Origin of the sequence: Bradyrhizobium sp. SZCCHNS2022 (assembly GCF_032377575.1) — a bacterium.
GTDB lineage: Bacteria > Pseudomonadota > Alphaproteobacteria > Rhizobiales > Xanthobacteraceae > Bradyrhizobium > Bradyrhizobium aeschynomenes.
The window spans coordinates 6,629,456-6,652,752 of sequence record NZ_JAUHHZ010000001.1 but is presented as its reverse complement, the minus strand read 5'-3'; the positions used below and the strand labels follow the sequence as shown (position 1 = coordinate 6,652,752).

Annotated in this window: 24 protein-coding genes; 9 read left to right on the top strand and 15 right to left on the bottom strand. The window is 64.8% G+C overall.

Annotation, left to right across the window (positions count from 1 at the left end; all coding sequences use genetic code 11):
- Positions 1-1,199: 1,199 nt before the first annotated feature.
- Complete coding sequence (locus QXZ94_RS29710) at positions 1,200-3,362, top strand: malate synthase G (RefSeq protein ID WP_315724417.1); 2,163 nt, start codon at positions 1,200-1,202, stop codon at positions 3,360-3,362.
- Positions 3,363-3,427: 65 nt separating this feature from the next.
- Here the strand turns inward: QXZ94_RS29710 and QXZ94_RS29705 are convergent, their stop codons facing one another.
- Positions 3,428-3,583 (bottom strand): Thivi_2564 family membrane protein, encoded by a 156-nt coding sequence (locus QXZ94_RS29705; RefSeq protein ID WP_172110058.1) that lies wholly within the window; start codon positions 3,581-3,583, stop codon positions 3,428-3,430.
- A gap of 186 nt (positions 3,584-3,769) precedes the next feature.
- Between QXZ94_RS29705 and QXZ94_RS29700 the strand changes: the two genes are divergently transcribed.
- Positions 3,770-5,863 carry a HAMP domain-containing methyl-accepting chemotaxis protein gene (locus QXZ94_RS29700; RefSeq protein WP_315724414.1) on the top strand — a complete coding sequence of 698 codons (2,094 nt, stop codon included), beginning with the start codon at positions 3,770-3,772 and terminating at the stop codon, positions 5,861-5,863.
- A 75-nt stretch (positions 5,864-5,938) separates the two neighbouring features.
- The gene (locus QXZ94_RS29695; protein WP_315724411.1) at positions 5,939-8,032 is read left to right on the top strand and encodes a methyl-accepting chemotaxis protein; all 2,094 of its coding nucleotides are present in this window, start codon (positions 5,939-5,941) and stop codon (positions 8,030-8,032) included.
- Positions 8,033-8,045: 13 nt separating this feature from the next.
- On the opposite strand, the gene QXZ94_RS29690 is transcribed toward QXZ94_RS29695, so the two are convergent.
- A complete protein-coding gene (locus QXZ94_RS29690; RefSeq protein WP_315724409.1) occupies positions 8,046-8,705 on the bottom strand; it encodes a DUF2865 domain-containing protein in 660 nt (219 codons plus the stop codon).
- A 14-nt stretch (positions 8,706-8,719) separates the two neighbouring features.
- The gene (locus QXZ94_RS29685; RefSeq protein WP_315724407.1) at positions 8,720-9,472 is read right to left on the bottom strand and encodes a L,D-transpeptidase; all 753 of its coding nucleotides are present in this window, start codon (positions 9,470-9,472) and stop codon (positions 8,720-8,722) included.
- Positions 9,473-9,693: 221 nt separating this feature from the next.
- On the opposite strand from QXZ94_RS29685, the gene QXZ94_RS29680 reads away from it, so the two are divergent.
- The 3 genes from QXZ94_RS29680 to QXZ94_RS29670 all read left to right on the top strand — a co-directional run bounded on the left by QXZ94_RS29680 (position 9,694) and on the right by QXZ94_RS29670 (position 11,812).
- Positions 9,694-10,812, top strand: a complete 1,119-nt coding sequence (locus QXZ94_RS29680; protein WP_315724405.1) for an AI-2E family transporter — start codon at positions 9,694-9,696, stop codon at positions 10,810-10,812.
- Positions 10,813-10,892: 80 nt separating this feature from the next.
- Positions 10,893-11,264 carry a YqjD family protein gene (locus QXZ94_RS29675; protein ID WP_315724403.1) on the top strand — a complete coding sequence of 124 codons (372 nt, stop codon included), beginning with the start codon at positions 10,893-10,895 and terminating at the stop codon, positions 11,262-11,264.
- A 104-nt stretch (positions 11,265-11,368) separates the two neighbouring features.
- Positions 11,369-11,812, top strand: a complete 444-nt coding sequence (locus tag QXZ94_RS29670) for a hypothetical protein (RefSeq protein WP_315724401.1) — start codon at positions 11,369-11,371, stop codon at positions 11,810-11,812.
- A gap of 86 nt (positions 11,813-11,898) precedes the next feature.
- Here the strand turns inward: QXZ94_RS29670 and QXZ94_RS29665 are convergent, their stop codons facing one another.
- Positions 11,899-12,339, bottom strand: a complete 441-nt coding sequence (locus QXZ94_RS29665) for a hypothetical protein (protein ID WP_315724399.1) — start codon at positions 12,337-12,339, stop codon at positions 11,899-11,901.
- Positions 12,340-12,689: 350 nt separating this feature from the next.
- Here QXZ94_RS29665 and QXZ94_RS29660 point away from each other — a divergent pair, with 350 nt between their 5' ends.
- On the top strand, positions 12,690-13,124 hold the full coding sequence (locus QXZ94_RS29660) for an energy transducer TonB (protein ID WP_315724397.1): 435 nt from the start codon (positions 12,690-12,692) through the stop codon (positions 13,122-13,124).
- A gap of 97 nt (positions 13,125-13,221) precedes the next feature.
- Here QXZ94_RS29660 and QXZ94_RS29655 read toward each other — a convergent pair whose 3' ends face one another.
- Positions 13,222-14,025, bottom strand: coding sequence for a response regulator (locus tag QXZ94_RS29655; RefSeq protein WP_172110561.1), 804 nt, complete (start codon positions 14,023-14,025; stop codon positions 13,222-13,224).
- 197 nt (positions 14,026-14,222) lie between these two features.
- On the opposite strand from QXZ94_RS29655, the gene QXZ94_RS29650 reads away from it, so the two are divergent.
- Both QXZ94_RS29650 and QXZ94_RS29645 read left to right on the top strand, forming a co-directional pair.
- Complete coding sequence (locus tag QXZ94_RS29650; RefSeq protein ID WP_172110067.1) at positions 14,223-14,459, top strand: NepR family anti-sigma factor; 237 nt, start codon at positions 14,223-14,225, stop codon at positions 14,457-14,459.
- Complete coding sequence (locus QXZ94_RS29645) at positions 14,460-15,008, top strand: sigma-70 family RNA polymerase sigma factor (protein WP_006612137.1); 549 nt, start codon at positions 14,460-14,462, stop codon at positions 15,006-15,008.
- Between the two features lie 120 nt (positions 15,009-15,128).
- Here the strand turns inward: QXZ94_RS29645 and QXZ94_RS29640 are convergent, their stop codons facing one another.
- The 10 genes from QXZ94_RS29640 to QXZ94_RS29595 all read right to left on the bottom strand — a co-directional run bounded on the left by QXZ94_RS29640 (position 15,129) and on the right by QXZ94_RS29595 (position 23,262).
- The gene (locus QXZ94_RS29640; RefSeq protein WP_315724394.1) at positions 15,129-16,784 is read right to left on the bottom strand and encodes an HWE histidine kinase domain-containing protein; all 1,656 of its coding nucleotides are present in this window, start codon (positions 16,782-16,784) and stop codon (positions 15,129-15,131) included.
- A 441-nt stretch (positions 16,785-17,225) separates the two neighbouring features.
- Positions 17,226-17,849: an urease accessory protein UreG gene (gene ureG, locus QXZ94_RS29635; RefSeq protein WP_172110069.1), complete on the bottom strand. Its 624-nt coding sequence runs from the start codon at positions 17,847-17,849 to the stop codon at positions 17,226-17,228.
- Positions 17,850-17,991: 142 nt separating this feature from the next.
- Positions 17,992-18,714 carry an urease accessory protein UreF gene (locus tag QXZ94_RS29630; protein ID WP_315726608.1) on the bottom strand — a complete coding sequence of 241 codons (723 nt, stop codon included), beginning with the start codon at positions 18,712-18,714 and terminating at the stop codon, positions 17,992-17,994.
- Positions 18,701-19,330 carry an urease accessory protein UreE gene (locus QXZ94_RS29625; RefSeq protein ID WP_315724391.1) on the bottom strand — a complete coding sequence of 210 codons (630 nt, stop codon included), beginning with the start codon at positions 19,328-19,330 and terminating at the stop codon, positions 18,701-18,703. The genes QXZ94_RS29630 and QXZ94_RS29625 overlap by 14 nt, the downstream gene beginning before the upstream one ends.
- 27 nt (positions 19,331-19,357) lie before the next feature.
- Positions 19,358-19,657 (bottom strand): putative quinol monooxygenase, encoded by a 300-nt coding sequence (locus QXZ94_RS29620; RefSeq protein ID WP_315724389.1) that lies wholly within the window; start codon positions 19,655-19,657, stop codon positions 19,358-19,360.
- Positions 19,658-19,705: 48 nt separating this feature from the next.
- Positions 19,706-21,421 (bottom strand): urease subunit alpha, encoded by a 1,716-nt coding sequence (gene ureC, locus QXZ94_RS29615; protein ID WP_315724387.1) that lies wholly within the window; start codon positions 21,419-21,421, stop codon positions 19,706-19,708.
- A 44-nt stretch (positions 21,422-21,465) separates the two neighbouring features.
- Positions 21,466-21,978: a hypothetical protein gene (locus QXZ94_RS29610; RefSeq protein ID WP_315724385.1), complete on the bottom strand. Its 513-nt coding sequence runs from the start codon at positions 21,976-21,978 to the stop codon at positions 21,466-21,468.
- A gap of 14 nt (positions 21,979-21,992) precedes the next feature.
- Complete coding sequence (locus QXZ94_RS29605; protein ID WP_315724383.1) at positions 21,993-22,532, bottom strand: HD domain-containing protein; 540 nt, start codon at positions 22,530-22,532, stop codon at positions 21,993-21,995.
- 4 nt (positions 22,533-22,536) lie between these two features.
- A complete protein-coding gene (locus QXZ94_RS29600) occupies positions 22,537-22,842 on the bottom strand; it encodes an urease subunit beta (RefSeq protein ID WP_006612145.1) in 306 nt (101 codons plus the stop codon).
- A gap of 117 nt (positions 22,843-22,959) precedes the next feature.
- Positions 22,960-23,262, bottom strand: a complete 303-nt coding sequence (locus QXZ94_RS29595; protein ID WP_015669637.1) for an urease subunit gamma — start codon at positions 23,260-23,262, stop codon at positions 22,960-22,962.
- Between the last annotated feature and the right edge of the window lie 35 nt (positions 23,263-23,297).

Sequence of the window (23,297 nt, the reverse complement as noted above, 5' to 3'; positions counted from 1 at the left end):
TTGTCATCTGGTAGGTGGCGACGGCCAGGCGCATGCATCGAGATTCATCCGCAAATCCGAATTCATCAACGTCCCCAACCTGATTTGGCCTGTCCAGTCCCGGGCGCAAAGATTTTTCTATTTCTTTTTTCCAGAAACCATGCTCTTATCCGTGCATCCCGTCCCACACGAGGGACAGTTCGCGACCGTCACGGACGTCGGGTGCGGGATGCGGTGGGCGTCTTGGGCTGCGGCGTGAGCGATCATGCTGGCGGACAGTCCTCAAGGCGCACGGCCAAGTCGTGGGGTTCTGGCATCCCGATGCTGATGCCACGCCGGCGCTGACGCCAACGCGTCGCGCGGGCAACGGTGACCACAAGCCCGGGCACCGGGGAGACCACGGAGCAACCGTAAATCCATCGCGCAGGGAAGGCCGGAGTGTTCGGCTGAGCCTGTGGTTTCTGCCGCCTGCATTTTTTCTGCAGGCGGGCCATGGGTGCAGCCCGCACCCGGCCTTCCCTGCGCCTCTCGTGATCGAGGGGCGAGCAAGAGCAAAGCTCGGACGCGAACGCGCGGCGCGAGAACGAAGTCGCATGAGCCATGACCTCCACGAGCGATGATCTCGCTGGGTTGGGCGTTGCCTCCCCACCCACAGCTGTCATCGCCCGGCTCGACCGGGCGATCCAGTATTCCAGAGACGCCAGAGGCTCCACGAGAGACCACGGCGTACTGGATCAGCCGCTTTCGCGGGTGATGACAGCGATCGAGATGGCGACAGCTACAGCGAAGCGGTGGACCTGCGAGGACAATGAGATCGACGCTACTGCCCCACCCACAGCCGTCATCGCCCGGCTCGCCGGGCGATCCAGTATTCCAGAGACGCCAGAGGCTCCATGAGAGGCCGCGGCGTACTGGATCACCCGCTTTCGCGGGTGATGACAGTGGTGGAGATGGCGACAGCCACAGCAAAGCGATGGACCTTTCGCGGGTGATGACAGCGGAGGCGGTGGCGACAGGATCGAATGCGGCGGCCTGGGGTTGTTCCGGGAGCGCCCAAGCTCGCGAGGCCCCCGAACCCCCGACCAACTGCGATACCCCTCCCCCCTTCCTTGGTCCTCGCTTTGGCGCTAAATGCACTGCACAAGCTGCCCCGGAGGCGGCCATTTCAGCCTGCCCAGATCACGCGCAACGTCGCCCCTATTCGAGAGAAACGTCTCATCATGACCCGTATCGACGCCCATGGACTGAAGATCGCCCCCGTCTTGTTCGACTTCATCGCCAAGGAGGCCGCGCCCAAGACGGGAATCGATCCGGACGCGTTCTGGGCCGGCGTCGCCGCGATCCTGCGCGATCTCGGCCCGAAGAACCGCGAGTTGCTCGCGTTCCGTGACACGCTGCAGGACAAGATCGACGCCTGGCACCTCGCCAACAAGGGCAAGGCTTTCGACCTCGGCGCCTACACGGCGTTCCTGAAGGAGATCGGCTATCTGCTGCCGGAGCCGGCGACCCACAAGGTCGAGACCGCCAATGTCGACGAGGAGATCGGCAAGATCTGCGGCCCGCAGCTGGTGGTGCCGCTGACCAATGCCCGCTACGCGCTCAACGCCGCCAATGCGCGCTGGGGCTCGCTGTACGACGCCTTCTACGGCACCGATGCCATCCCGCATGATCCGAGCGAGGGTGGAAAGGGCTACAACAAGGCCAGGGGCGACAAGGTGATCGCCAAGGCCAAGGCGTTCCTCGACGCGGCCGTGCCGCTCGCCACCGGCAGCCACACCGACGTCACCGCCTACAGCGTCATCGCCGGCCAGCTCTCGGCCAAGCTCAAGAGCGGCAACGCCACAGCGCTCAAGGACGCCGCACAATTCGCCGGCTATCAGGGCTCCGCCGACGCGCCGTCGGTCATCCTGCTCGCCAACAACGGACTGCATGTCGAGGTCGTGATCGATCGCAGCCATGTCATCGGCAAGGACGATCCCGCTGGCGTGTCCGACATGATCCTCGAGGCCGCGGTCTCGACCATCCTCGACATGGAGGACTCGGTTGCCGCCGTCGACGCCGAGGACAAGGTGCTGGTCTATCGCAACACGCTCGGCCTGATGAACGGCACGCTGTCCGCCGACTTCGAGAAGGGCGGCAAGACGCTCACGCGCGCGCTGAACAGCGACCGCAGCTACACCACGCCATCGGGCGGCACGCTGACCCTGCATGGCCGCAGCCTGCTGCTGATCCGCAACTGCGGACACCATATGTTCACCGACGCCGTGCTCGGCGCCGACGGCAAGGAAATTCCGGAAGGCATTCTCGATGCCGCCGTGACCGGCCTGCTCGCGATCCACGACCTCAAGGGCAACTCCAAGACCAAGAACAGCCGCACCGGCTCGATCTACATCGTCAAGCCGAAGATGCACGGTCCCGACGAAGTGGCGCTGACGGTGGAGCTGTTCGCGCGCGTCGAGAAGCTGCTCGGCCTGCCGGAAAACACCATGAAGGTCGGCATCATGGACGAGGAGCGCCGCACCACGGTGAACCTCAAGGCCTGCATCCAGCAGGCGTCCAAGCGCATCGTCTTCATCAACACCGGCTTCCTCGACCGCACTGGCGACGAGATCCACACCTCGATGGAAGCGGGTCCGATGATCCGCAAGAACGAGATGAAGGCGCAGCCCTGGATCAAAGCCTACGAAGACTGGAACGTCGACATGGGCCTGATCGACGGCCTGCCCGGCCATGCCCAGATCGGCAAGGGCATGTGGGCGGCGCCGGACAAGATGGCCGACATGCTGGCGCAGAAGATCGGTCACCCCTCGGCCGGCGCCACCACCGCCTGGGTGCCGTCGCCGACCGCGGCCACGCTGCACGCTTTGCACTATCACCAGGTCAACGTGCACGCCCGTCAGGACGAGCTCACCAAGGGCGGCCCGCGCGCCAAGCTCGGCGACATCCTCACCATCCCGGTGTCGAACTCCAACTGGGCGCCGGACGACGTTCGCCAGGAGATCGACAACAACTGCCAGGGCATTCTCGGCTATGTCGTGCGCTGGATCGACCAGGGCGTCGGCTGCTCCAAGGTGCCTGATATCCACGACGTCGGCCTGATGGAGGACCGTGCGACGTTGCGCATCTCCAGCCAGCATCTCGCCAACTGGCTGCACCACGGCGTGGTCAGCAAGGACCAGGTGATGGATTCGCTCAAGCGCATGGCCGTCGTCGTCGACAAGCAGAACGCCGGCGACCCGCTGTACCAGCCGATGGCGCCCTCGTTCGATGGCGTCGCATTCAAGGCGGCCTGCGACCTGGTGTTCGAGGGCCGGACCCAGCCGAACGGCTACACCGAGTACATCCTCACCGCGCGGCGGCGCGAGGCGAAGGCTCAGGCCTGACACTGCAAAGCCCCGGCGATCGGCCGGGGCTTTTTTTCATCTGCAGGAGGTAACATGATGCTAGTTCATATCACCGCGATGTAGCGCAGCAGCGAGATCACGCCCAGCACGATCACGATCACACGGCAGATCTGCTTGGCCCGGCCGTCCAGCGGCAGCAGGTTGATCAGATACAGGATCAGGATGACGACGAGGAACGTGACGAGAGCACTGATGAGCATGAACGACCCCTCTGCAAGGCATGGACTGCGGTTGCCGACCTAACCCGCCTGTCGAGCGTTGGTTCCGTGCCCGGAACTTGGGCATGAGAGGCACTGGTCCCGTAGTTCTACCGAGTCGAAGCGACGGCCGAATCTTTACCGTTGGCCCGCAAAATCCCTGAGCTTTCAAGGATTCAAGAGACCGCCATGCTGAACCGCCTGACCATCTCCTCACTGCTGAAGACGGTGATCGTCACGGCCGCCCTTGCCGTCATCACCCTCTTTTCGCTCAACGCCTGGACCTCCTGGAGCAGGCTGCAATCCGCCCAGCGGATCGCGCGGGTGGCGGAGGTGTCGGGCGTCGTGTTCAAGGCGATGAACAGCATGCGCAGTGACCGCTCGACGACGATCAGGGTGCTCAACGCGGACCAGGCGATGGATGCCGACACCGAGAAGTTCCTGCGCTCGGCCCGCGACATCTACGTGCCGGCGCTGAACCGCAGCCTGGATCTGTTGAAGAGCATCGATTTTGCGCAAGCGCAGGCCCTGATCGCCGATCTCGACCGGCTCAACAAGACCATCACGGCCGAGCATACCGAATTCTGGACCGAGATCGTCAAGCCGAAGGCCGCCCGCCGGGCCGGCTTGGCGAAGGAATGTGGCGAGACGTTCGACGCACTGCTGGCGCTGCTCGACAAGATCTCGGTCAATGTCGCCGCCAGCGTCAACCACCAGAGCGCGACCGTCGACCAGTTGCTGATGATCAAGCAGATGGCCTGGCTGATGCGCAACACGGCCGGTGAAGCGTCGCTGGTCGTCAGCAACGGACTGACCACAGGCAAGGTCTCCCCGGACGCGGTGCTGGCCTACAACAAGCTGGTCGGCGGCATCGAGACCGGATGGAAGGCCGTCCAGCTCGCCGCCGCCGGCATGGAGATGTCCCCCGCGCTCTCTGCCGCCATGTCGACCACGGAGAAGGCCTATTTCACACCGGACTATGCCGGCCTGCGCGAGCGCCTGCTGGCCGCGCTGCAGAAGGGCGAGAAGCCGGAGCTGACCGCCTATCAGTGGAGTCCGTTTTCGGTGAACAAGATGACAAGCGCCGTCGCCCTGGCCGAAGCGGCGCTCGACGCCGCCAAGGAGCATTCCAGCGCGCAGCAGAGCGCAGCGACGGAGTCGCTGATCCTTCAGCTGGTGCTGCTGCTCACCGCCCTGGTCCTGAGCGGCGCGGCCATGGCTGCCGTCACCGGGCGCGTCATCCGTCCGCTGCACCGGATGCGCGACGCCATGCTCGCGGTCGCAGGTGGCGACCTCAGCGTCGACACCGGCTACACCAATCGGCAGGACGAGATCGGCGCGCTGGCCAATGCGCTCGAGACATTCAAGCAGCAGGCGCAGGACAAGCTCGCGATCGAAGCCCAGGAGCGCGAGCGCAACGCCGCAACCGCGACGCGCCAGCGCGCGATCGAAGCCTATGTCGCCGAGTTCGAGGGACTGGTGCGCAAATCGCTGGACCAGCTGGGCCAGGCCTCCACCGACATGCAGGCGACGTCGGCCAGCCTGACCAACGTGTCGCGGCAGACCAATACCCGCGCCGAGGTCGCCGAGAAAGCCTCGAACGACGCCTCGATGAGCGTGCAGACGGTGGCCTCCGCCGCGGAGGAGCTCAACGCCTCGATCGCCGATATCAGCAAGCAGGCCTCCCATGCCGCGGGGATCGCCAGCCGGGCCGTGGAGCAGGCGCGCATGACCGATGGCACGGTGCAGGGCCTGTCGCAGTCGGCGAACCGCATCGGCGAGGTGGTCGGACTGATCAACAGCATCGCCTCGCAGACCAACCTGCTGGCGCTGAACGCGACCATCGAGGCGGCGCGCGCCGGCGAGGCCGGCAAGGGCTTTGCGGTGGTGGCCTCCGAGGTCAAGACACTGGCGAGCCAGACCGCCAAGGCCACTGACGAAATCTCCGAGCAGATCTCCGACATTCAGCGCGTCGCCAACGACGCGATCGACGCCATCCAGCGCATCGGCGGCATCATCGGCGAGGTCAATGAGGTGGCCACCGCGATCGCCGCGGCTGTGCAGGAGCAGGGCGCGGCGACCCAGGAGATTTCACGCAGCACCCAGTTCGCGGCCGACGGCACCAAGAACGTCTCCGACAACATCACCGGCGTGAAGTCGGATGCCGACGCGGCAGCGGCTGCGGCGGAGAACGTGCGGCATGCGTCGGAGACGCTGGAGCACCAGAGCAGGAGCCTCGGCCATCAGGTCACGGACTTCCTGGGCAAGATTCGGGCGGCCTGACGACTTGTGGAGATCACTCGGATTTAACTTGTTACCAACTAGCACACGGGAAGACCCGGAGAGTTCGAGAGACCCATGCTTAGTCGCTTCACCGTCGCCGCGATCCTGAAGACCGTCATCACCATTGCCGCGCTGATCATCATCGGCACCTTCGCCTGGAATTCGTGGGAGTCATGGCGGCGGCTGCAGGTCACCGGCAACATCCTCAAGGTTACCGACGCCTCGGCATTCCTGTTCACGGCGATGACCAACCTGCGCAGCGACCGGTCGACCACCCCCCGCGCGATCAATGCCGAACAGGCGATGGAGCCGGCAGCCGAAAAATATGTGCGCTCACTGCGCGACACCGAAATGCCCGCGCTGGCGCGCGCCCGCGAGTTGCTGCCGACGATCGAATTCGCGCAGAGCCAATCCCTCATCCCGGAGCTCGAGCGGCTCGAGAAAGCGCTTATTGGCTATCAAACCGAGTTCTGGAGCGAAGTCGCCAAGCCGAAATCCCAGCGTCGCCTGGCGCTCGCAGATAATTATGTGCAGACGGTCAGCGCGCTGCTGACGACACTCGACAAGATCAGCACGGCGCTGGTCACCAGCGTCAATCATCAGGATGCGGCCATCGACCAGTTGCTGTCGATCAAGCAGTTCGCCTGGCTGCTGCGCAGCGTCGCGGGCGAGGCGTCGTCGATCGTCGGCAACGCCATCAATTCCGGCAGCATCTCGCCCGAGAACCAGCTCGCCTATACCAAGCTCATGGGTGGAGCCGAGGCGAGCTGGACGGCGCTGCAGCTCTCGACGAGCGGCATGGAGCTGCCGCCGGCCCTCTCGACGGCACTCAAGGCGGCGCAGACCGCCTATTTCGAGCCGCAATATACGGGACTCGCGGACCGGCTCGTTGCGGCCGTCGTCAAGGGCGAGAAGCCGGAGATCACGACCACGCAATGGAGCCCGCTCGCGGTGGGGCGCATGGCCACCGCGATCACCGTCGCGGATGCCGCGCTCGATGCGGCGAAACAGCAGGCCAGCGTCCAGAATGCCGCGGCGTTGCGCTCGCTGCTGCTGCAGTCCGCGCTGCTCATTCTGGCCATCATCGCCGCGACCGGCGCCATCATGGCCATCAGCCGGCACGTGATTGTTCCGCTCCACACGATGCGCGACGCGATGCTGAAGGTCGCCGCGGGTGATCTTGCCGTCAACACCGGCTACATCCAGCGTCAGGACGAGATCGGCGCGTTGGCCCGTGCGCTCGAGACGTTCAAGCAGCAGGCGCAGGACAAGCTTGCGATCGAGGCTCAGGAGCGCGAGCGCAATGCCGCCACGGCCACGCGCCAGCGCGCGATCGAAGCCTATGTGGCCGAGTTCGAAGGCCTCGTCGGCGCGTCCCTGGAGCAGCTCGGCCGTGCTTCGACCGACATGCAGGCGACGTCGGCGGGCCTGACCAACGTGTCCCGGCAGACCAATGCCCGCGCCGAGGTGGCCTCGAAGGCCTCGAATGACGCGTCGATGAGCGTGCAGACCGTCGCATCCGCGGCGGAAGAGCTGAACGCCTCGATCGCCGACATCTCCAAGCAGGCCTCGCATGCGGCGGGGATCGCCAGCCGCGCCGTCGAGCAGGCGCGCATGACGGACGGCACCGTGCAGGGCCTCTCGCAATCGGCCAACCGCATCGGCGAGGTCGTCGGCCTGATCAACAGCATCGCCTCGCAGACCAACCTGCTGGCGCTGAATGCGACCATCGAAGCCGCGCGCGCCGGCGAGGCCGGCAAGGGCTTTGCCGTCGTCGCCTCCGAGGTGAAGACATTGGCAAGCCAGACCGCGAAGGCGACCGATGAGATCTCGGAGCAGATTGCCGACATCCAGCGGGTCGCCAATGATGCGATCGACGCCATCCAGCGCATCGGCGGCATCATCGGCGAGGTCAACGAGGTCGCCACCGCCATCGCAGCCGCCGTGCAGGAGCAAGGTGCCGCGACGCAGGAGATCTCACGCAGCACGCAGTTTGCCGCCGACGGCACCAAGAACGTGTCCGACAACATCACCGGGGTGAAGTCGGACGCCGATGCCGCTGCCGCCGCGGCGGACAATGTTCGCAACGCCTCGGAGACGCTGGAGCAGCAGAGCAGGAGCCTCGGTCATCAGGTCACGGACTTCCTCGGCAAGATCCGCGCGGCCTGATGCCGCGCCGTGCTCAGTCCGACGCCATGACCGGCGCGCGCTCATATTTGGCGCGCAACGCCGCCGGCGCCGGCGAGAAGTTGAGCTCGGCGCTCTTGCGGCCGGCGCTGCGGTTGGCGACCTTCAGGCCGTCCTCGCTGGCAACGACGTCGCCCTTGCGCAGGGTCGGGTCGTTGTCGATCGACACTTTCGCAAGGCCGAAATGGTCCTTGCCGTTGCAGCTGCAGCCGTCGACCACCTCGGTCCGGTACTTGAATGCGTTGGGCAGTGCCGAATACGGCTTCCCGCCGTCAGTCTCGGCGCTGTCGATCGAGCTGCCATACACGACCTCGGTCTTGGACGCCGGGCAGAAGCTGTTGCACGTCGCCTCCTTGCCCTGGTCGCCGGTGGCGCCGAGCGGGAAATAGCGGCCATCACAGGTGCGCACGCACCAGGCGACGCTGCTGCTGCCGCCGCGGTACGTGACATCGCCCCGCGGCGCCGGGCGAGGCGCCGGCGGCGCCTCATCCGCGAACGGCATGCGGATGTAGGGCTGTGGCGCCGGCCGGGCTTGAAAGCCGCCGAACAGCGCGGAGAAGAAATCCTGCGCACGGGCGGCGCTCGGCGCAGCCAGCGCACCGGCGCCGACCACGGTCGCGAGCGAGATGATTGCAAGGGCCCTTCGGCTGGTCATGAACGCACTCCCGATCAATTGACAGCGGCCACCGGCAGCGACATCGCCTGCCGGCCGGAGGGCAACGACGTCACGCGCGGCACGCGACCGGCGCTTGCCTGCAGTGACGCATTCTTCGGCAGCACCACGACCTTGGTGCCGACCTGCACGCGGCTGAACAGGTCCGAGACATCCTCATTGGTCAGGCGGATGCAGCCGGAGGACACGAACTTGCCGATCGTCGTCGGATCGTTGGTGCCATGGATGCGATATTCGCTCGAGCCGAGATACATCGCGCGCGCTCCGAGCGGATTGCCCGGACCGCCGGCCATGAAGCGCGGCAGATAGGGCTGGCGCGCGATCATCTGGGCCGGCGGATGCCAGTCCGGCCATTCCGCCTTGCGCGTCACCGTCTGCACGCCCGACCAGGTGAAGCCTTCGCGCCCGACGCCGACGCCATAGCGCAACGCACGGCCGCCGCCGAGCACGTAGTAGAGATAGGTGTTGGCCGTATCGATGATGATCGTGCCGGGCGCCTCGCGCGTGTCGAGAGTGACGATCGTGCGGCGCAGCCGATCAGGCAGCAGGCTGTCCTCATCCTGATCCTGGCTGGCCGCAGGCGCAGTCTGGTCGTCCGGCGGAAACATCTGCTGCTCGACAGGCGCATAGCCGAGGCTCTGCGCGTAGGACGCGGTGATACCCGGTGCCAACAGGAGCGCTGCGGCGATGGCGATCATCGATGCGGTTCGCTGCACGCGGCAGCGTTGACCGGAAACGAGGTTTGTCATGGGATGCCCCCTGTGGACGAGCACCGCGATGCGATGCTCAATTGCCTCCACAAACGCGAGAGAGGTCGCCGCAGTTCCGGCTGCGATGTGGTCGCGCTGCGTCAGTCAAGCGCGGCAGCTCTCACGTTCTCGCGACGGAACCTCACGCCCCTTCGACGGTTGAGTGAATGTAGAACGTCATCACGCGAGTCGCGCGCGAACGGCTCCATCGGGGAATCATGGTGCGTGTACTTCCCACCGAGCGGCTGCTCGCCAGCGGCAGGGACGGCTCTGCCCTGGACGAAAGCCGCCATGATCTGCCTCCAGTGATCAAACGGGCGGAGGTCGTCGCCGTCGCGCTCGTCATCCTCGCCGCGATCTGCGTCACCGGCGCCCTCTATGTCGCCCGAGGATTCTTTCTGCCGATCGTCATGGCGTTCGTCGTCGGCACCATGCTGTCGCCCGCCGCCAATTTTCTCGAACGCCATCGCGTGCCCCGCGGCATCGGCGCCGTGCTGATCGTGATCGCCGTTGCAGCGGGGCTCGCCTTCATCATCGGCCTGATCTCGGCACCGGTGCTCGACTGGACCAACCGCCTTCCCGAGCTCGCCGCAACGCTCAAGGCGAAGCTGCACGTGTTCGATCGGCCGCTGGCGCTGTGGCACGAGATGCAGGCCGCGATCGGTGGCGGAAGCACGCAGGTCGCGACCAGCCTGGAGCTGCCGAAGTTCGACTGGGTGCAGCCGACGATCGAATTCCTGTCGCCGACCTTCACCGAATTCCTGCTGTTCTTCGCCACACTGGTTCTGTTCATCGCGAGCTGGCGCGATCTGCGCAGAACGCTGATCATGACCTTCGCCGATCACGAGGCCCGGCTGCGGACGCTGCGAATCCTCAACGAGCTCGAGCTGCACCTCGGCAACTATCTGCTGACGGTCACGCTCATCAACACCGGGGTCGGCATTGCGGCCGGGCTCGCCTGCGCGATCGCGGGCATGCCGAATCCGGCCGGCCTGGGTGCGCTGGCGGCGACGCTGAACTTCATCCCGATCATCGGCCCGATCGCGATGTTCGCGGTGCTGGTCGTGGTGGGCGTCATCGCATTCCCGACCCTGAGCGGCGGCATGGTCGCCCCGCTCATCTTCGCCGTCATCACCTTCATGGAAGGCCACTTCGTCACGCCCACCATCATCGGCAGGCGCCTCGCCCTCAACGCGCTCGCCGTCTTCATTGCATTGGCGTTCTGGACTTGGCTATGGGGACCGATGGGCGCCTTTCTCGCGTCACCGCTGCTGATCGTCGGTCTCATCGTCAAGGAGCACCTGCTGCCGGACGATTCGCCGCAACTGCCTGCGGACTGATTCGGTTTCTGCACCGGGAACTTCGGCCGAAACGACGCGTTTGCCGAACGTCCGCACACCAGCTTGCTCCGGAGCCTCCCATGCCATCGACCGATGGTGAGACCGCGTTGAAGGATCTCGCCGACAAAGCGAACTATGAACGCCTGCAGAAGGATGTCCACGCCGTGAAGAACGATATCGCAGCCCTCACCGAACAGATCACCGACGCCCTCAACGCCTTCGCGGGTCAGGCCGGCAAGCAGGCCCGCAGCGGCTATCGCCAGGCGCGCGAGAACATGGACCAGACGTTCGACGACATGTCCGAGCGCGGCGGCGCCATGCTCGGCGCGGCGCAGGATGCGGCAAACTCCCTTGAAGAGCGATTGGAGGACGTGATCTCACAGCGGCCGCTGGCGACCGTCGGGCTCGCGCTCGGTCTCGGCTTCCTGATCGGCGTGACCTGGAAGCGCTAGGCTTTTCAAGCCGCGAGGCCACTTCCGAACCAATCAATCGGCGCCGCTCACGGCGCCGATTCGAGTTTATCGGCCAGCCATCGAGAGACGAGGGGAGAAGTTACATGCTTCATCGCATGATCGAAGAGGTCAAGGAATCGACCGGACATACCGTCAGGCTGACCTCTCTCGCGTTGGCGGCTGCAGTCGGATTGTTCGTAACCACCTGCTTCCTGTGCGCGGCGGCGTTCGTCGCGGTGCTCGAACGCTACGGCCTCGTCCCAGCATGCCTGACGGGAGCGGCGATCTTCTTCGTCGTGACGTTGATTGCTGCAATCAGCTACATGGCGCGCAAGCGCACGGTTACGAAGCATGCGCCGCGGCCGGCGGAGGCGGCACGATCTGCGGCTCAGTCGCTTCTCGCTGATCCGATGCTGCTCGCCAGCGGCCTGCAGGTCGTACGCATGATCGGGGTCAAACGGCTTGTTCCCATTCTCGCCGTGGGAGGCTTGGCGCTTGGCCTCCTGGTCCGCAGCCAGATGGCGGACGAGGCGGAGCCGGCCGAGTAACGCGCGGTGAGTTGCCGGAAAGCACCTTGTGCAAGATCACGTCGTGGTGCCGTCGTCAGCCGAGTTGACGACGGTGGACCATGTTTTCAGGTGATGCAGCGGCCCGGCTGCAATCGCTTGGCGATTTCCGTAAGCACGGAGACGGACGGCTCGCAGGCGACCGGCCGCTTGGCCTCGCGCCGCTCGGTTTCGGTGGTGATGATCTGAGATCCCTGCGGGGGCGCCACCTGCCGGCCGGGCGCCGCGGCGCCGGCCAGCGGCAAGCGCAGCAGGAAAGAGGTATCGGCGAACGCAGCAAGCTTGATAGATACGGTTTGCGTTTGCGCGGAGTCTACCCGCACGGCAGCCCGATCGGTCTTGTTCGCGCGGTTCACGTTGTCCACGACCGACGCCGTCTGGGGTTGGCTCGCGGCCTGCACAGGCAGCGCAGAGGCGAGATCATGCCCCGAGGCAAATTGCATCGCGCCCACGAGCAAGCCGGACGCCGCGAGTGTGCCCAGAATGACAACTTTACCTGTCTGCGACATTGTCTCTGCTCCCCTCGCCTGCAGGCGATCGGCATTTCCAACGTTAGTCGCACGGGGTGGGTTCTCGGACGGGCAAATCACTTAACCGTGTCTTAACAGGTCCGGCGGCGAAAATATTCGGCGCTTCCAGGAACGACTTCGGGGGTCGTGCGTCATCAAGGCAGCCGGTTATTCCCCCTGCCCCATTGACCGGCGACGCGGGGCACCGCCGTGGTGATGCCGGCGGTGCCCCGCATCTTTTCGGTCACACGGCCGAAACCGCTGTTCCAACCCGCTTGTTCGACGTCCTATGCTCGCCTGCGTGTCGTGGGGCGCTGATGCACCCTTTTGTGTATCGGGTGGGATAATAGATGAGCATGTTGCGGGGAGCCGGCACAGCGCTGGCAATTGCGATGATCGTACCCGGGATCGCTGCGGCAGAGGGCACCAAGGACGTCTGGATCAAGAGCAGCGTCAAGCTGACCGCGCAGCGGCGCTATCCGCCTCAGGCCACGGGCCAGGGCGGGACCGCGAGGGTCGTCTTCCACATCGACCGCTCAGGACATCTGCTCTCTGCAGCGCTTGCCGAAAGCGCTGGTGACCCGGCCCTCGACAAGGAGGCGCTGGCGATCGTCGAACGGGCTCAGCCATTTCCTCCCCCACCACCCGATGTGGGCGAAGACACCTTGACGCTGCGCGTACCGATCGTCTTCCCGCCAAGACCAAAGTCGAACCTCATCGAGGACATCGGACCAGACGACGCCGCACTGAGGGCGAGATTGAAGGGCGTTTGCCGAGGATGCTGATCGACCTCTTACGGCAATGCGTCGCAACAAAAACGGCGCGCTCCGAAAAGCGCGCCGAGGACAGTCTAGCCTCAAATCCGCTATCGGGCTGCAACGATTAGGCCGCCGGCTTCGGCATCCTGTTGCGCGAGTTGCGCTGGAAGAACAGCGCCTGGCTGGCAACGGCCGAGACCATGGCGGGCTGGAATGGCTTGGAGATCAGGAACGCCGGCTCCGGCCGCTCACCGGTGAGGAACCGCTCGGGATAGGCGGTGATGAAGACGACGGGAACCTCGAACGTTCGCAGAAGCTCGTTGACGGCATCGAGGCCTGACGAGCCGTCGGCGAGCTGGATATCGGCGAGGATGAGACCGGGCTTCTTGTTCTTCGCCAGCGCGACCGCATCCGAATGGGTGCGTGCGACTCCGATCACGTTGTGACCGAGATTCTTCACCAGACTTTCGAGGTCCATTGCGATGAAGGTCTCATCCTCGATGATGAGCACGTCGGTCGCGATCTCCGCTGCCAGCTCCCGGCCCGCGGCATCGGCCAGCCGGCGGGTCTCGGCGACGTCGATGTCGAGAATGAACGACACCTCCTCTTCCGGGAACCCCTCCAGGGAGAGCAGCAGGAACGCCTGGCGCGGGAGTGGAGTGATATTGGAGAGGCGGCGCTCGGGCGGCATTGGCAGTGTCGCCACTTCGGCGTCGTCGTTGAGCGCGACCGAGTTCCAGATCTGGGTAAACAGCCGGAACAGGCCCGCACGGGGGCCGTAGCGCTCGTCCAGCAAGGCAGGATCCTGGATCAGAGCTTCCAGCATCGCGCCGACGTAAGCGTCTCCTGAACCCTGACTGCCCGTGAGGGCACGCGCATACCGGCGCAACAGCGGCAAATGTTCAGCAACTAGCTGTGATCGGCTCATCCCCACTCCATTCGGTATTCTGGGCTTCCCGCCCGGGTTCCATGATGAGCTGATTACGCCCGAAACGAACAAAAGTTCCCCAAACCCGTGGAACTTTTAGCGCCCGGTTGCATTAGTTCCCGATCAGACCCCCTCGATGGCGAGGATAATTCTTGAAGCTTCAGGGACTTAACTCTCGGGGAAACGTGGAAAAGGTCATGAAAGATGTAAAGTCTCAAGCCAGCAAGAATGCGGCACCGCGCAAGCCCGGCGGACTCAACGCGGAGATTCAATCCAGGATCGGTCATCAACTCCGCGCGATGTACGACGACGTCGTTCGTCAGGGGGTTCCGGACCGCTTCACGGATCTGATCCGCAAGCTTGATGGGCCGGCAGCTCAGTCCCACGTAGAGAACGGCGGGGGATCCACCGACCAGAACGACGGGAGGGAGTGAATGCCTCTCACTGATTCTTTGCGGGACGATATCCTTGCGGCCGTCCCAAGCCTCCGTGCATTCGCGATTTCCTTGAGCGGTAATAGCGATCGCGCCGACGACTTGGTGCAGGAAACTCTGCTCCGGGCGCTGGCCAACATCGACTCGTTTCAACCGGGCTCGAACCTGCCCGCGTGGTTGTTCACGATTTTGCGCAACCTGTTCCGCTCCGACTACCGAAAACGGCGGCGCGAAGTTGAGGACGCCGAGGGCAACTACGCCAAGACGCTCAAGACGCATCCCTCACAGGGGGCTCATCTCGAGTTCGAGGAGTTTCGCGCGGCACTGGAAAAGCTGCCTCAGGACCAGCGCGAAGCGCTGATCCTGGTCGGGGCTTCCGGCTTCTCCTACGAGGATGCGGCAGCGATCTGCGGCTGCGCGGTCGGTACGATCAAGAGCCGCGTCAACCGCGCGCGGTCCAAGCTGGCGGCCCTGCTCTATGTCGAAGGGGCGGAGGATTTCGGCCCCGACGAGACCGTGCGGGCCGTGATCGGCGGCAGCGGCGGCTGATCACCGCCGCGCAGTGCTGAGCAGAACGCGAATGGGGCGGCTCCCGAACGGGGCCGCCTCTTTCGTCGTTTCGCGAATTCGTTCCCGAGAGACCTGCTTCGCCGGAGGGCGCGGCGGCGATCAACGCGGCGGATGCACGGGCGCGGAAAACTGCTCGGTGCGATCGCGCTCGGTCATGTCGATCACCGTATCCATCGGCGCAGTCAGCTCGTAGACGTAGCTCGCCTCGGTGAAGAACCGCTTCGACGTGCCGCCGAGCGCCTCCGGCGCGACTCGATCGAGCAGGATCAGTCCGAAATCACTGTCCGGCCGCCGCGTGGCTTCGCTGGTGTTGCACTCCTCCCAGCGGAAATGGAACACGGCATTCGGCTCCTCGCCCGTCACCTCCCACTTCGCGGTGATATGCGGGTGCTTGCCGACCAACGAAAGTCCCTCGTCGGAATGCGAGGCGAGCTCGAAGAACAGCAGCGACAGGCTCTGGGCGGCGCGCGCGCTGACGGTGATATCGGGTCCGGTGACCGCGATCCGCTCGGCATGCGGAATGGCCCGGGCTTCGAACAGGCCGCGCAGCTGGACGCCCTGCCATTGGCTCTCGCTCAGCAGGGTGACCACGTTCGACATCGCATGGATGCGACCGATCAGAAGCTCGCGGGCGACATCGATGTCACTGCCGTGACGCAGCGTGCGGGTCACGATCGACTGGATCACCGCCAGGATGTTCTTGACCCTGTGATTCAGCTCGTCGATGACCGCCGTCAACCGCCGTTCGAAGCCGATCCGCACCTGAATTTCACGGCTGAGCCGCAGATTGTTGTAGGCGACATAGCCGAACAGGCCGCAGATGATGCCAGTCAGTGCGAGCCCGATCACACCGACGATCGCTGCCGTCTGCTGGGCCCGGCGCACGGAGTTGCTCTTGGCGTAGTAAACCAGCGACCAGTCGTGGTTGCCGAAGGTCACCGTGCGCGTCGACGACGGCACCGGATCGTCCGGTCCGCGGGTCCGGTTGCTGACCGCCCCCTGATCGTTCGCGACCAGCTCGTCCGAGGCATTGCGCGGGTCCTTCAACGCGACCGAGAACAAGGACAGGTCGTCATTGGTCAGGAGCAGCGGCCCGATCTCGTAGGAAAAGGTCACGAAGCCCGCCGGGGCGGTCGCCCCCTGCGGGACCACCGGAGCCGCCAGGACGATCCCGACGGGACCGTCAGGGCGTAACAGCGGTGTGGGGTCGGAGGCTACCGGCTTGCCCTCCGCCATAGCCCGCGCCAGCATCGGCCCGACGATGGGCTGCCGGTCGAGTGCCATGCCGGGAAGCTTCGAGGTCTCGGAATTGCGTGGCTCGAGATCCATGAGCACGTCGATCGGGCGATCGACGTGGGGGCCGAGCGGGGTATCGTCAAAATTGCGGATGGTCGGGTTCGGAAATCCGGCCTGACGCAGCTCCGCTTCTGCGACGGTAAGCTCGTCCGGGCGCAGCCGCGCGATCCAGGACGCGACCACGAAATCGGTCTTGAAGGCGTAGATCGACGACCGCAGCGGCTCCAGCATGTTGGCCTTGATCACGGACGGCGCCCTGAACAGGCCCGAGGCCACCCGGGCCAGCAGCTCGCGCTCGGTCAGGCGGTCCTGGACCAGGCTGGCATGGACGTCGATGGCCCGCGCCAGGGCGATGCGGTCGAGCGCCAGTTCCTGGTCGTGAACGCGATACGCAGCCAAACCGGACAGCGCCGACCCGAGCAGCGCAATCACACCGATGATGACACCCAGCCGCAGCACTCGTTCACTCTAAGGTCAAGGGTTGGCGAAGGAGGAAACGAGTCATCCAATAACCGGGCCTGCTACTCAAGTAACGCGCACCTTCGGGGCGAGCGGAAGCGATCGGATCTTAGCGGAAGTCCCAGGATACCGGCCATCCATGAGCCGATCATGCGCCCTTGGCAAGGCGCACCCCGGGTCGAGGCAACATCCGGGAGCTCAAGTTGTTCCGGCTTGTTGAGGCTTTTTTGCGTCTACTACACCGGCGGTCCGGCGCCGGCCTTCGCGGCACCTATTCGCGAGTTCTCCTCGCCGCGGTCAACTCAAAAGTTCTACCTAAGTCAAAGCCTTGAGCATGCGATCAGTTTCCGCGATGAGAGCTCAGAAATATATTGCAAAGTTTTGCAACAAACTCCGCGACTCTCCTTCGCAACGATTGACCATCCTGCACGGATCAGTCGCTCAGGCTGACGGCGTCAGCCCCCCCTTCGCCTCGATGAAGCCGATGATCCTGTCGAGTCCCTGGCTCTTCTTGAGGTTGGTCATGACGAAAGGGCGCTCGCCGCGCATGCGCTTGGCATCGGTCTCCATCTTCTCGAGAGAAGCGCCGACATGCGGCGCGAGATCGATCTTGTTGATCACAAGCAGGTCGGAGCGGGTAATGCCTGGACCACCCTTGGAAGGGATCTTGTCGCCGGCCGCCACGTCGATCACATAGATCGTGATGTCCGCCAGTTCCGGCGAGAAGGTTGCGGCGAGATTGTCGCCGCCGGATTCGATCAGCACCAAATCGAGCCCGGGAAACTTCGCGCGCATGTCGGCCACGGCCGCGAGATTCATCGAGGCATCCTCGCGGATCGCGGTGTGCGGACAGCCGCCCGTCTCGACGCCGGCGATGCGATCCGGGGTCAGCGAGCCGGACCGGACGAGATATTCCGCATCCCACTTGGTGTAGATGTCATTGGTGATCGCGGCGATGTCGTATCGCTCGCGCATCGACTTGCACAGAAGGTCCATCAGCGCAGTCTTGCCCGAGCCGACCGGACCACCGACGCCGACGCGGAGCGGACCGTGAGACGATGCCATGTCATAGATCCTTCTGTTGCACGCGCAACGGCGCGCAGTCGTGATTGACGAACCAGCCGCTGTGCAGCCGTGACAATTGATTTGCGGAACCGCCGCGATTCACAGGGCTCGGCCCAAATTTGCAGCGACATGCTCTGCTTCGTCACGACCGAAACAGCCTCGTATATTGCGTTTCATGACGAAGGCTGGCGAGATCGGCGCGGAACGTGGAGCTGCCGATCTCGTCGAGCGACGCACGCAGAGCGCGTTCGGCGGTCGCCGCGACGATCGGCTCCAGCGCCCCGAGCACACGCTGGCTGTCGGTCTGCCCCAATGGAACGAGGCGGCTGCCCGCGGAAATCCAGTTCGATGTCAAGGCGTGCAGAAAGCCGTGCAGCAACGGCACCAGCGACACGCCATGCGCCGCACCGACCAGCCCCACCGCAACGGGATAAACGACTGTCTCACATTGCGCCACGGTCTGGTCGAGACCGTCACAGTTCCAGGCTGAACGCGCGATTTCGATGAAGGCCCGCCCCTGCGCCGTTGTCTCCAGCTGGCGCTCGCGCGATGGCACGAAGGCCGCGGCGAGCTCGGCCGTCCGGCGGAGCGCCTCCATGTCGCCGAGCTCGACCGCCCGATGGACATGAGCGAGGAACACGGCATCGCAGAAGCCGGAGCCGTCCGTAAGCATCACCGAGAGCCAGCCGCGAAGCGAGGCGGCATCGCTGATGTCGCCGGCCTCGACGGCCCATTCGATGCCGCCGGAGTAGGAGAAGCCGCCGACCGGAAAGGCCGGAGACAACCACGTGAGCACGCGGTAGAGCCCGGCTGAATCGAGCTCAGTCATTGCTTCCAAGGAGCGCGTCCGCTCACTTGTGGTCATGAGCATGGGAATGGCCATGATGATGTTGGTCGTGGCCGCAGTGCTCGTCATGCAAATGATGATCGTCATGCGCGTGGTCGTGGGCATGATCGTGATGATCGTGAGAGCCATGACCATGATGATGATCATGGCTGTGATGCTCATGGCCGTGGTGATCATGATCATCATGGCCATGGGCATGGCTGGGTTCGGCATAGGCGCCGCCTTCCGGATCGAACGGCGCCTCGATCTCGATGACGCGGGCACCGAGGCCCTTCACCATCGCCTCGATCACATGGTCGCGGCGAATGCGCAGGCCCTTGGCCATGATCTGGGTTGGCAGATGCCGGTTGCCGAGATGCCAGGCGAGCCGCACCAGGTGATGCGGATCACTGGCGCGGATTTCGAGCAGAGGCTCGGCGGCCGCGACGACCTCGATCAGCCGGCCGTCCTCCAGCACCAGGGCATCGCCCCCGCGCAAGGCGGTGGCGTGTTCGAGGTCGAGCAGGAATTCGAGCCCGCGCGTGCCGGTCATCACGAGCCGCCGGCGATGCCGGTCGTCGAAATCGAGCAGGACGGAATCGGCGGCTGCCTCTTTCCAACGATGCTGCCCGAGCACGCGCGTGGCGCGGATCATGCTGAAATCCTCATTCTCTTATTCCGTTCAGCGGACATCGACCTTCTCGGGCGTGATGATCTCGATCTTCGGCGGCGCCGCCATGCACTTCACGGCCACGCGACCGAACGTCTTCATGTGCTCGGTCGCACGATGCGGCACCAGCGCCTCGGCGTTCTCCCACTGCTCGACGAACACCACCCTGCTTGGATCGGTGACGCTCTCGTGCAAGTCATAAGCGATATTGCCGGGTTCCTTGCGGGTCCCTTCGATGCAGGCGGTGGCAGCGGCGATGAATTCGGCACGCGTTTCGGGCTTGATGGTCAAAGTGGCGACGACATAGATCACGAAGCAGTCCTCCCGGTACGTTTCTGTTTTGGGGTACCGGGAGCAAGTTTAGAACATGAAGTAGCGCTGCGCCATGGGCAGCACCTCGGCGGGCTCGCAGGTCAGCAATTCGCCGTCTGCGCGCACCTCATAGGTCTCGGGATCGACCTCGATGTTCGGCGTCGCGTCGTTGTGGATCATGCTCTTCTTCGAGATCTTGCCGCGGGTGTTCTGCACCGCATAGAGCTTCTTCGACAGCCCGAGCTTGCGCGCGAGGCCGCCGGCGACCGCCGCCTTCGAGGTGAAGATCACCGAGGAGGCCGTCAGCGACTTGCCGAAGGCGCCGAACATCGGCTGGTAGTGCACCGGCTGCGGCGTCGGGATCGAGGCGTTCGGATCGCCCATCGGCGCCGCCACGATGGTGCCGCCCTTGATCACGCAGTCCGGCTTGACGCCGAAGAACGCCGGCGACCACAGCACGAGATCGGCGAGCTTGCCCTTCTCGACCGAGCCGATCAGCTTCGACACGCCATGCGCGATCGCCGGGTTGATCGTGTATTTCGCGATGTAGCGCTTGATGCGGAAATTGTCGTTGTCCTTGCCCTTGTCTTGCGGCAAGGCGCCGCGCTGCTTCTTCATCTTGTCGGCCGTCTGCCAGGTCCGGATGATGACCTCGCCGAGCCGGCCCATCGCCTGCGAGTCCGACGACATCATCGAGAGCGCGCCGAGATCGTGCAGGATGTCCTCGGCCGCGATCGTCTCCTTGCGGATGCGGCTCTCGGCAAAAGCGAGATCCTCGGCGATCGACGGATCGAGATGATGGCACACCATCAGCATGTCCAGATGCTCGTCGATGGTGTTGCGCGTGAACGGACGCGTCGGATTGGTCGACGAGGGCAGCACGTTCTTCAGGCCGGCGACCTTGATGATATCGGGCGCGTGGCCGCCGCCCGCGCCTTCGGTGTGGAAGGCGTGGATGGTGCGGCCCTTGAACGCCTTGATGGTGTCCTCGACGAAGCCCGACTCATTGAGCGTGTCGGAGTGCAGCATCACCTGCACGTCGTGATCGTCGGCGACCGAGAGACAGTTGTCGATCGCGGCCGGCGTCGTGCCCCAGTCTTCGTGGAGCTTCAGCGCGCAGGCGCCCGCCTTGATCATCTCGACCAGCGCCGCCGGCCGCGAGGCGTTGCCCTTGCCGGAAATGCCGAGGTTCACCGGAAACGCGTCGAACGACTGCATCATCCGGCCGATGTGCCACGGGCCGGGCGTGCAGGTGGTGGCGAAGGTGCCGTGCGACGGGCCGGTGCCGCCGCCGAGCAGCGAGGTGACGCCACTCATCAGCGCGTGCTCGATCTGCTGCGGGCAGATGAAATGGATGTGGCTGTCGAAGCCGCCGGCGGTGAGGATCTTGCCCTCGCCCGCGATCACGTCGGTGCCGGGGCCGATCACGATGGTCACGCCAGGCTGGATGTCAGGATTGCCGGCCTTGCCGATCGCCGAGATCATGCCGTCCTTGATCGCGACGTCGGCCTTCACGACGCCCCAGTGGTCGACGATCAGCGCGTTGGTGATGACGGTGTCGGCGGCGCCCTGCTTGTTGGTCGCCTGCGACTGGCCCATGCCGTCACGGATCACCTTGCCGCCGCCGAACTTCACCTCCTCGCCATAGACGGTGAAGTCCTTCTCGACCTCGATGATCAGATCGGTGTCGGCGAGCCGGACCTTGTCGCCGGTGGTCGGGCCGAACATGTCGGCGTAGACAGAACGCTTGATCTTGACGGACATGTCGTGCTCCAGCCTCTAGCTCTCAACTATTTCCAGCGCGCGGATCATTTCGGACGTGCGCAGATCGATTGAAACTTCGCGATGGTCTCGAGACCGGGCTTGAACTCTTCGCGGATGGTGGTCTTGCCGATCTTGAACGTCAGGCGTCCGGTGCGCTTGAAAGCATCGAAAGCGGGCGCATCGGCCGCCACCTCGAAGCTGTACTCCCAGACCGATCCCGCCTCGCTGTAGGAGACGCTCAGCAGCGTTTGCCCGTAACGGCTCGCCGGCACCATCTCGACCTGCGGATATCCGTTCGAGCGCAGCAGATCCGCAACTACGTTCCGTAGCTCCTGGCCGGCATCTCCGGTGACAGCGATGGTGCCGGACTTGGCCTTGCAGCGGAACGATGGCGATCCGACGTCGTCGGTCGCCTCATCGCTCCGACTGGGCGACAGCAACGCGCCGTCGTCCTGCTCGAACAGCCGCCAGCGCCGCTCGTCGGCTGCCGAAGCCGCGGCAGCAAACCCCGCAACGGTTGATGCCGCGCACAGGCTGTAGATGGCCGCCGAGGACATTCGCGCTAGGCCGCTCACAGCGTCCCCCGCGCATTGGTCACCGTCTCGTCGAACAGCGCATCCAGCGCCGCATTGACGCCGCGGCAGCCGGCGACCACCTGCTCGGCCCAGCCGAGATACTCCATCAGCTCCAGTTGCTGCTCGAGGTCCGGCTCGAAGAAGACGCGCGCGCGGATGTTGCTGATCTTGTCGGCGATCTTGATCTGCTTGGCGCCATCAGATTTGCCGGGAGCCGCGATGATTTGGACCGCACGGCGCTCGCTCTTCGGCAGGGTCATGTCGTCGGTGACCTCCTCGACCAGCCCGGCGACGCGCGCGCCGAAGCGCTGCGCCAGCTCGTCGTGGCTGGTGTCGGTGTCCTCGATAGTGTCATGCAGCCAGCCGGCCGCGACGAGCTCGGCGTCCTCGCCGTTGCAGGTTGCCGACAGGATGTTCGCGACCTCGGCGAGATGATTGATGTACGGCTCTTCGTCACGCCCCTTGCGCTGCTGGCCGGCATGACGGCGCGCGGCCAGCTCGGCGGCTTCGGAGACGAGGCGCAATCCGGTCAGCATCGGCTTACAGCTTGCCCATCACGTCGCCGCGGAAGCCATAGACCATGCGCTTGCCGGCGAGCGCGACCAGTTGCACGTCGCGGGTCTGGCCCGGTTCGAAGCGCACGGCCGTGCCGGCCGCGATGTCGAGCCGCATGCCGCGCGCCTTCTTCCGGTCGAACTTCAGGGCCGGGTTGGTCTCGAAGAAGTGGTAGTGCGAGCCGACCTGGATCGGACGGTCGCCGGTATTGGCGACCGAGAGCGTCACGGTCTTACGGCCGGCATTGAGCTCGATCTCGCCGTCCTGGATGAAGAGTTCGCCGGGGATCATGTTGTCCTCTCCGTCATTCCGGGGCAGCCCGCAGGACCGAACCCGGAATCTCGATCTAATAATCTCTGGATTCCGGGTTCAGCCCTGCGGGCTGCCCCGGAATGACGTGCCATATGATCAGCGGATCGGCTCGTGCACCGTGACCAGCTTGGTGCCGTCCGGAAACGTCGCCTCGACCTGGATGTCGTGAATCATCTCGGGGATGCCGGGCATCACCTGGTCGCGGGTCAGGACCTGGGCGCCGGCCTGCATCAGCTCGGCGACGGTGCGGCCGTCGCGCGCGCCTTCGAGGATGAAATCGGAGATGATGGCGACCGCCTCGGGATGGTTCAGCTTGACGCCGCGCTCGAGCCTGCGGCGGGCCACGATGGCGGCCATCGAGATCAGGAGCTTGTCCTTTTCGCGGGGAGACAGGTTCATGCGGACTCTCTGGTGATCGTCTTCTGGTAATCGTT

Excerpts from the sequence above, each read along its gene's own strand:
- QXZ94_RS29710 (WP_315724417.1), top strand. The coding sequence starts at position 1,200 with ATGACCCGTATCGACGCCCATGGACTGAAGATCGCCCCCGTCTTGTTC.
- QXZ94_RS29705 (WP_172110058.1), bottom strand. The coding sequence starts at position 3,583 with ATGCTCATCAGTGCTCTCGTCACGTTCCTCGTCGTCATCCTGATCCTG.
- QXZ94_RS29700 (WP_315724414.1), top strand. The coding sequence starts at position 3,770 with ATGCTGAACCGCCTGACCATCTCCTCACTGCTGAAGACGGTGATCGTC.
- QXZ94_RS29695 (WP_315724411.1), top strand. The coding sequence starts at position 5,939 with ATGCTTAGTCGCTTCACCGTCGCCGCGATCCTGAAGACCGTCATCACC.
- QXZ94_RS29690 (WP_315724409.1), bottom strand. The coding sequence starts at position 8,705 with ATGACCAGCCGAAGGGCCCTTGCAATCATCTCGCTCGCGACCGTGGTC.
- QXZ94_RS29685 (WP_315724407.1), bottom strand. The coding sequence starts at position 9,472 with ATGACAAACCTCGTTTCCGGTCAACGCTGCCGCGTGCAGCGAACCGCA.
- QXZ94_RS29675 (WP_315724403.1), top strand. The coding sequence starts at position 10,893 with ATGCCATCGACCGATGGTGAGACCGCGTTGAAGGATCTCGCCGACAAA.
- QXZ94_RS29670 (WP_315724401.1), top strand. The coding sequence starts at position 11,369 with ATGCTTCATCGCATGATCGAAGAGGTCAAGGAATCGACCGGACATACC.
- QXZ94_RS29665 (WP_315724399.1), bottom strand. The coding sequence starts at position 12,339 with ATGTCGCAGACAGGTAAAGTTGTCATTCTGGGCACACTCGCGGCGTCC.
- QXZ94_RS29660 (WP_315724397.1), top strand. The coding sequence starts at position 12,690 with ATGAGCATGTTGCGGGGAGCCGGCACAGCGCTGGCAATTGCGATGATC.
- QXZ94_RS29655 (WP_172110561.1), bottom strand. The coding sequence starts at position 14,025 with ATGAGCCGATCACAGCTAGTTGCTGAACATTTGCCGCTGTTGCGCCGG.
- QXZ94_RS29650 (WP_172110067.1), top strand. The coding sequence starts at position 14,223 with ATGAAAGATGTAAAGTCTCAAGCCAGCAAGAATGCGGCACCGCGCAAG.
- QXZ94_RS29645 (WP_006612137.1), top strand. The coding sequence starts at position 14,460 with ATGCCTCTCACTGATTCTTTGCGGGACGATATCCTTGCGGCCGTCCCA.
- ureG (WP_172110069.1), bottom strand. The coding sequence starts at position 17,849 with ATGGCATCGTCTCACGGTCCGCTCCGCGTCGGCGTCGGTGGTCCGGTC.
- QXZ94_RS29630 (WP_315726608.1), bottom strand. The coding sequence starts at position 18,714 with ATGACCACAAGTGAGCGGACGCGCTCCTTGGAAGCAATGACTGAGCTC.
- QXZ94_RS29625 (WP_315724391.1), bottom strand. The coding sequence starts at position 19,330 with ATGATCCGCGCCACGCGCGTGCTCGGGCAGCATCGTTGGAAAGAGGCA.
- ureC (WP_315724387.1), bottom strand. The coding sequence starts at position 21,421 with ATGTCCGTCAAGATCAAGCGTTCTGTCTACGCCGACATGTTCGGCCCG.
- QXZ94_RS29610 (WP_315724385.1), bottom strand. The coding sequence starts at position 21,978 with ATGTCCTCGGCGGCCATCTACAGCCTGTGCGCGGCATCAACCGTTGCG.
- QXZ94_RS29605 (WP_315724383.1), bottom strand. The coding sequence starts at position 22,532 with ATGCTGACCGGATTGCGCCTCGTCTCCGAAGCCGCCGAGCTGGCCGCG.
- QXZ94_RS29600 (WP_006612145.1), bottom strand. The coding sequence starts at position 22,842 with ATGATCCCCGGCGAACTCTTCATCCAGGACGGCGAGATCGAGCTCAAT.
- QXZ94_RS29595 (WP_015669637.1), bottom strand. The coding sequence starts at position 23,262 with ATGAACCTGTCTCCCCGCGAAAAGGACAAGCTCCTGATCTCGATGGCC.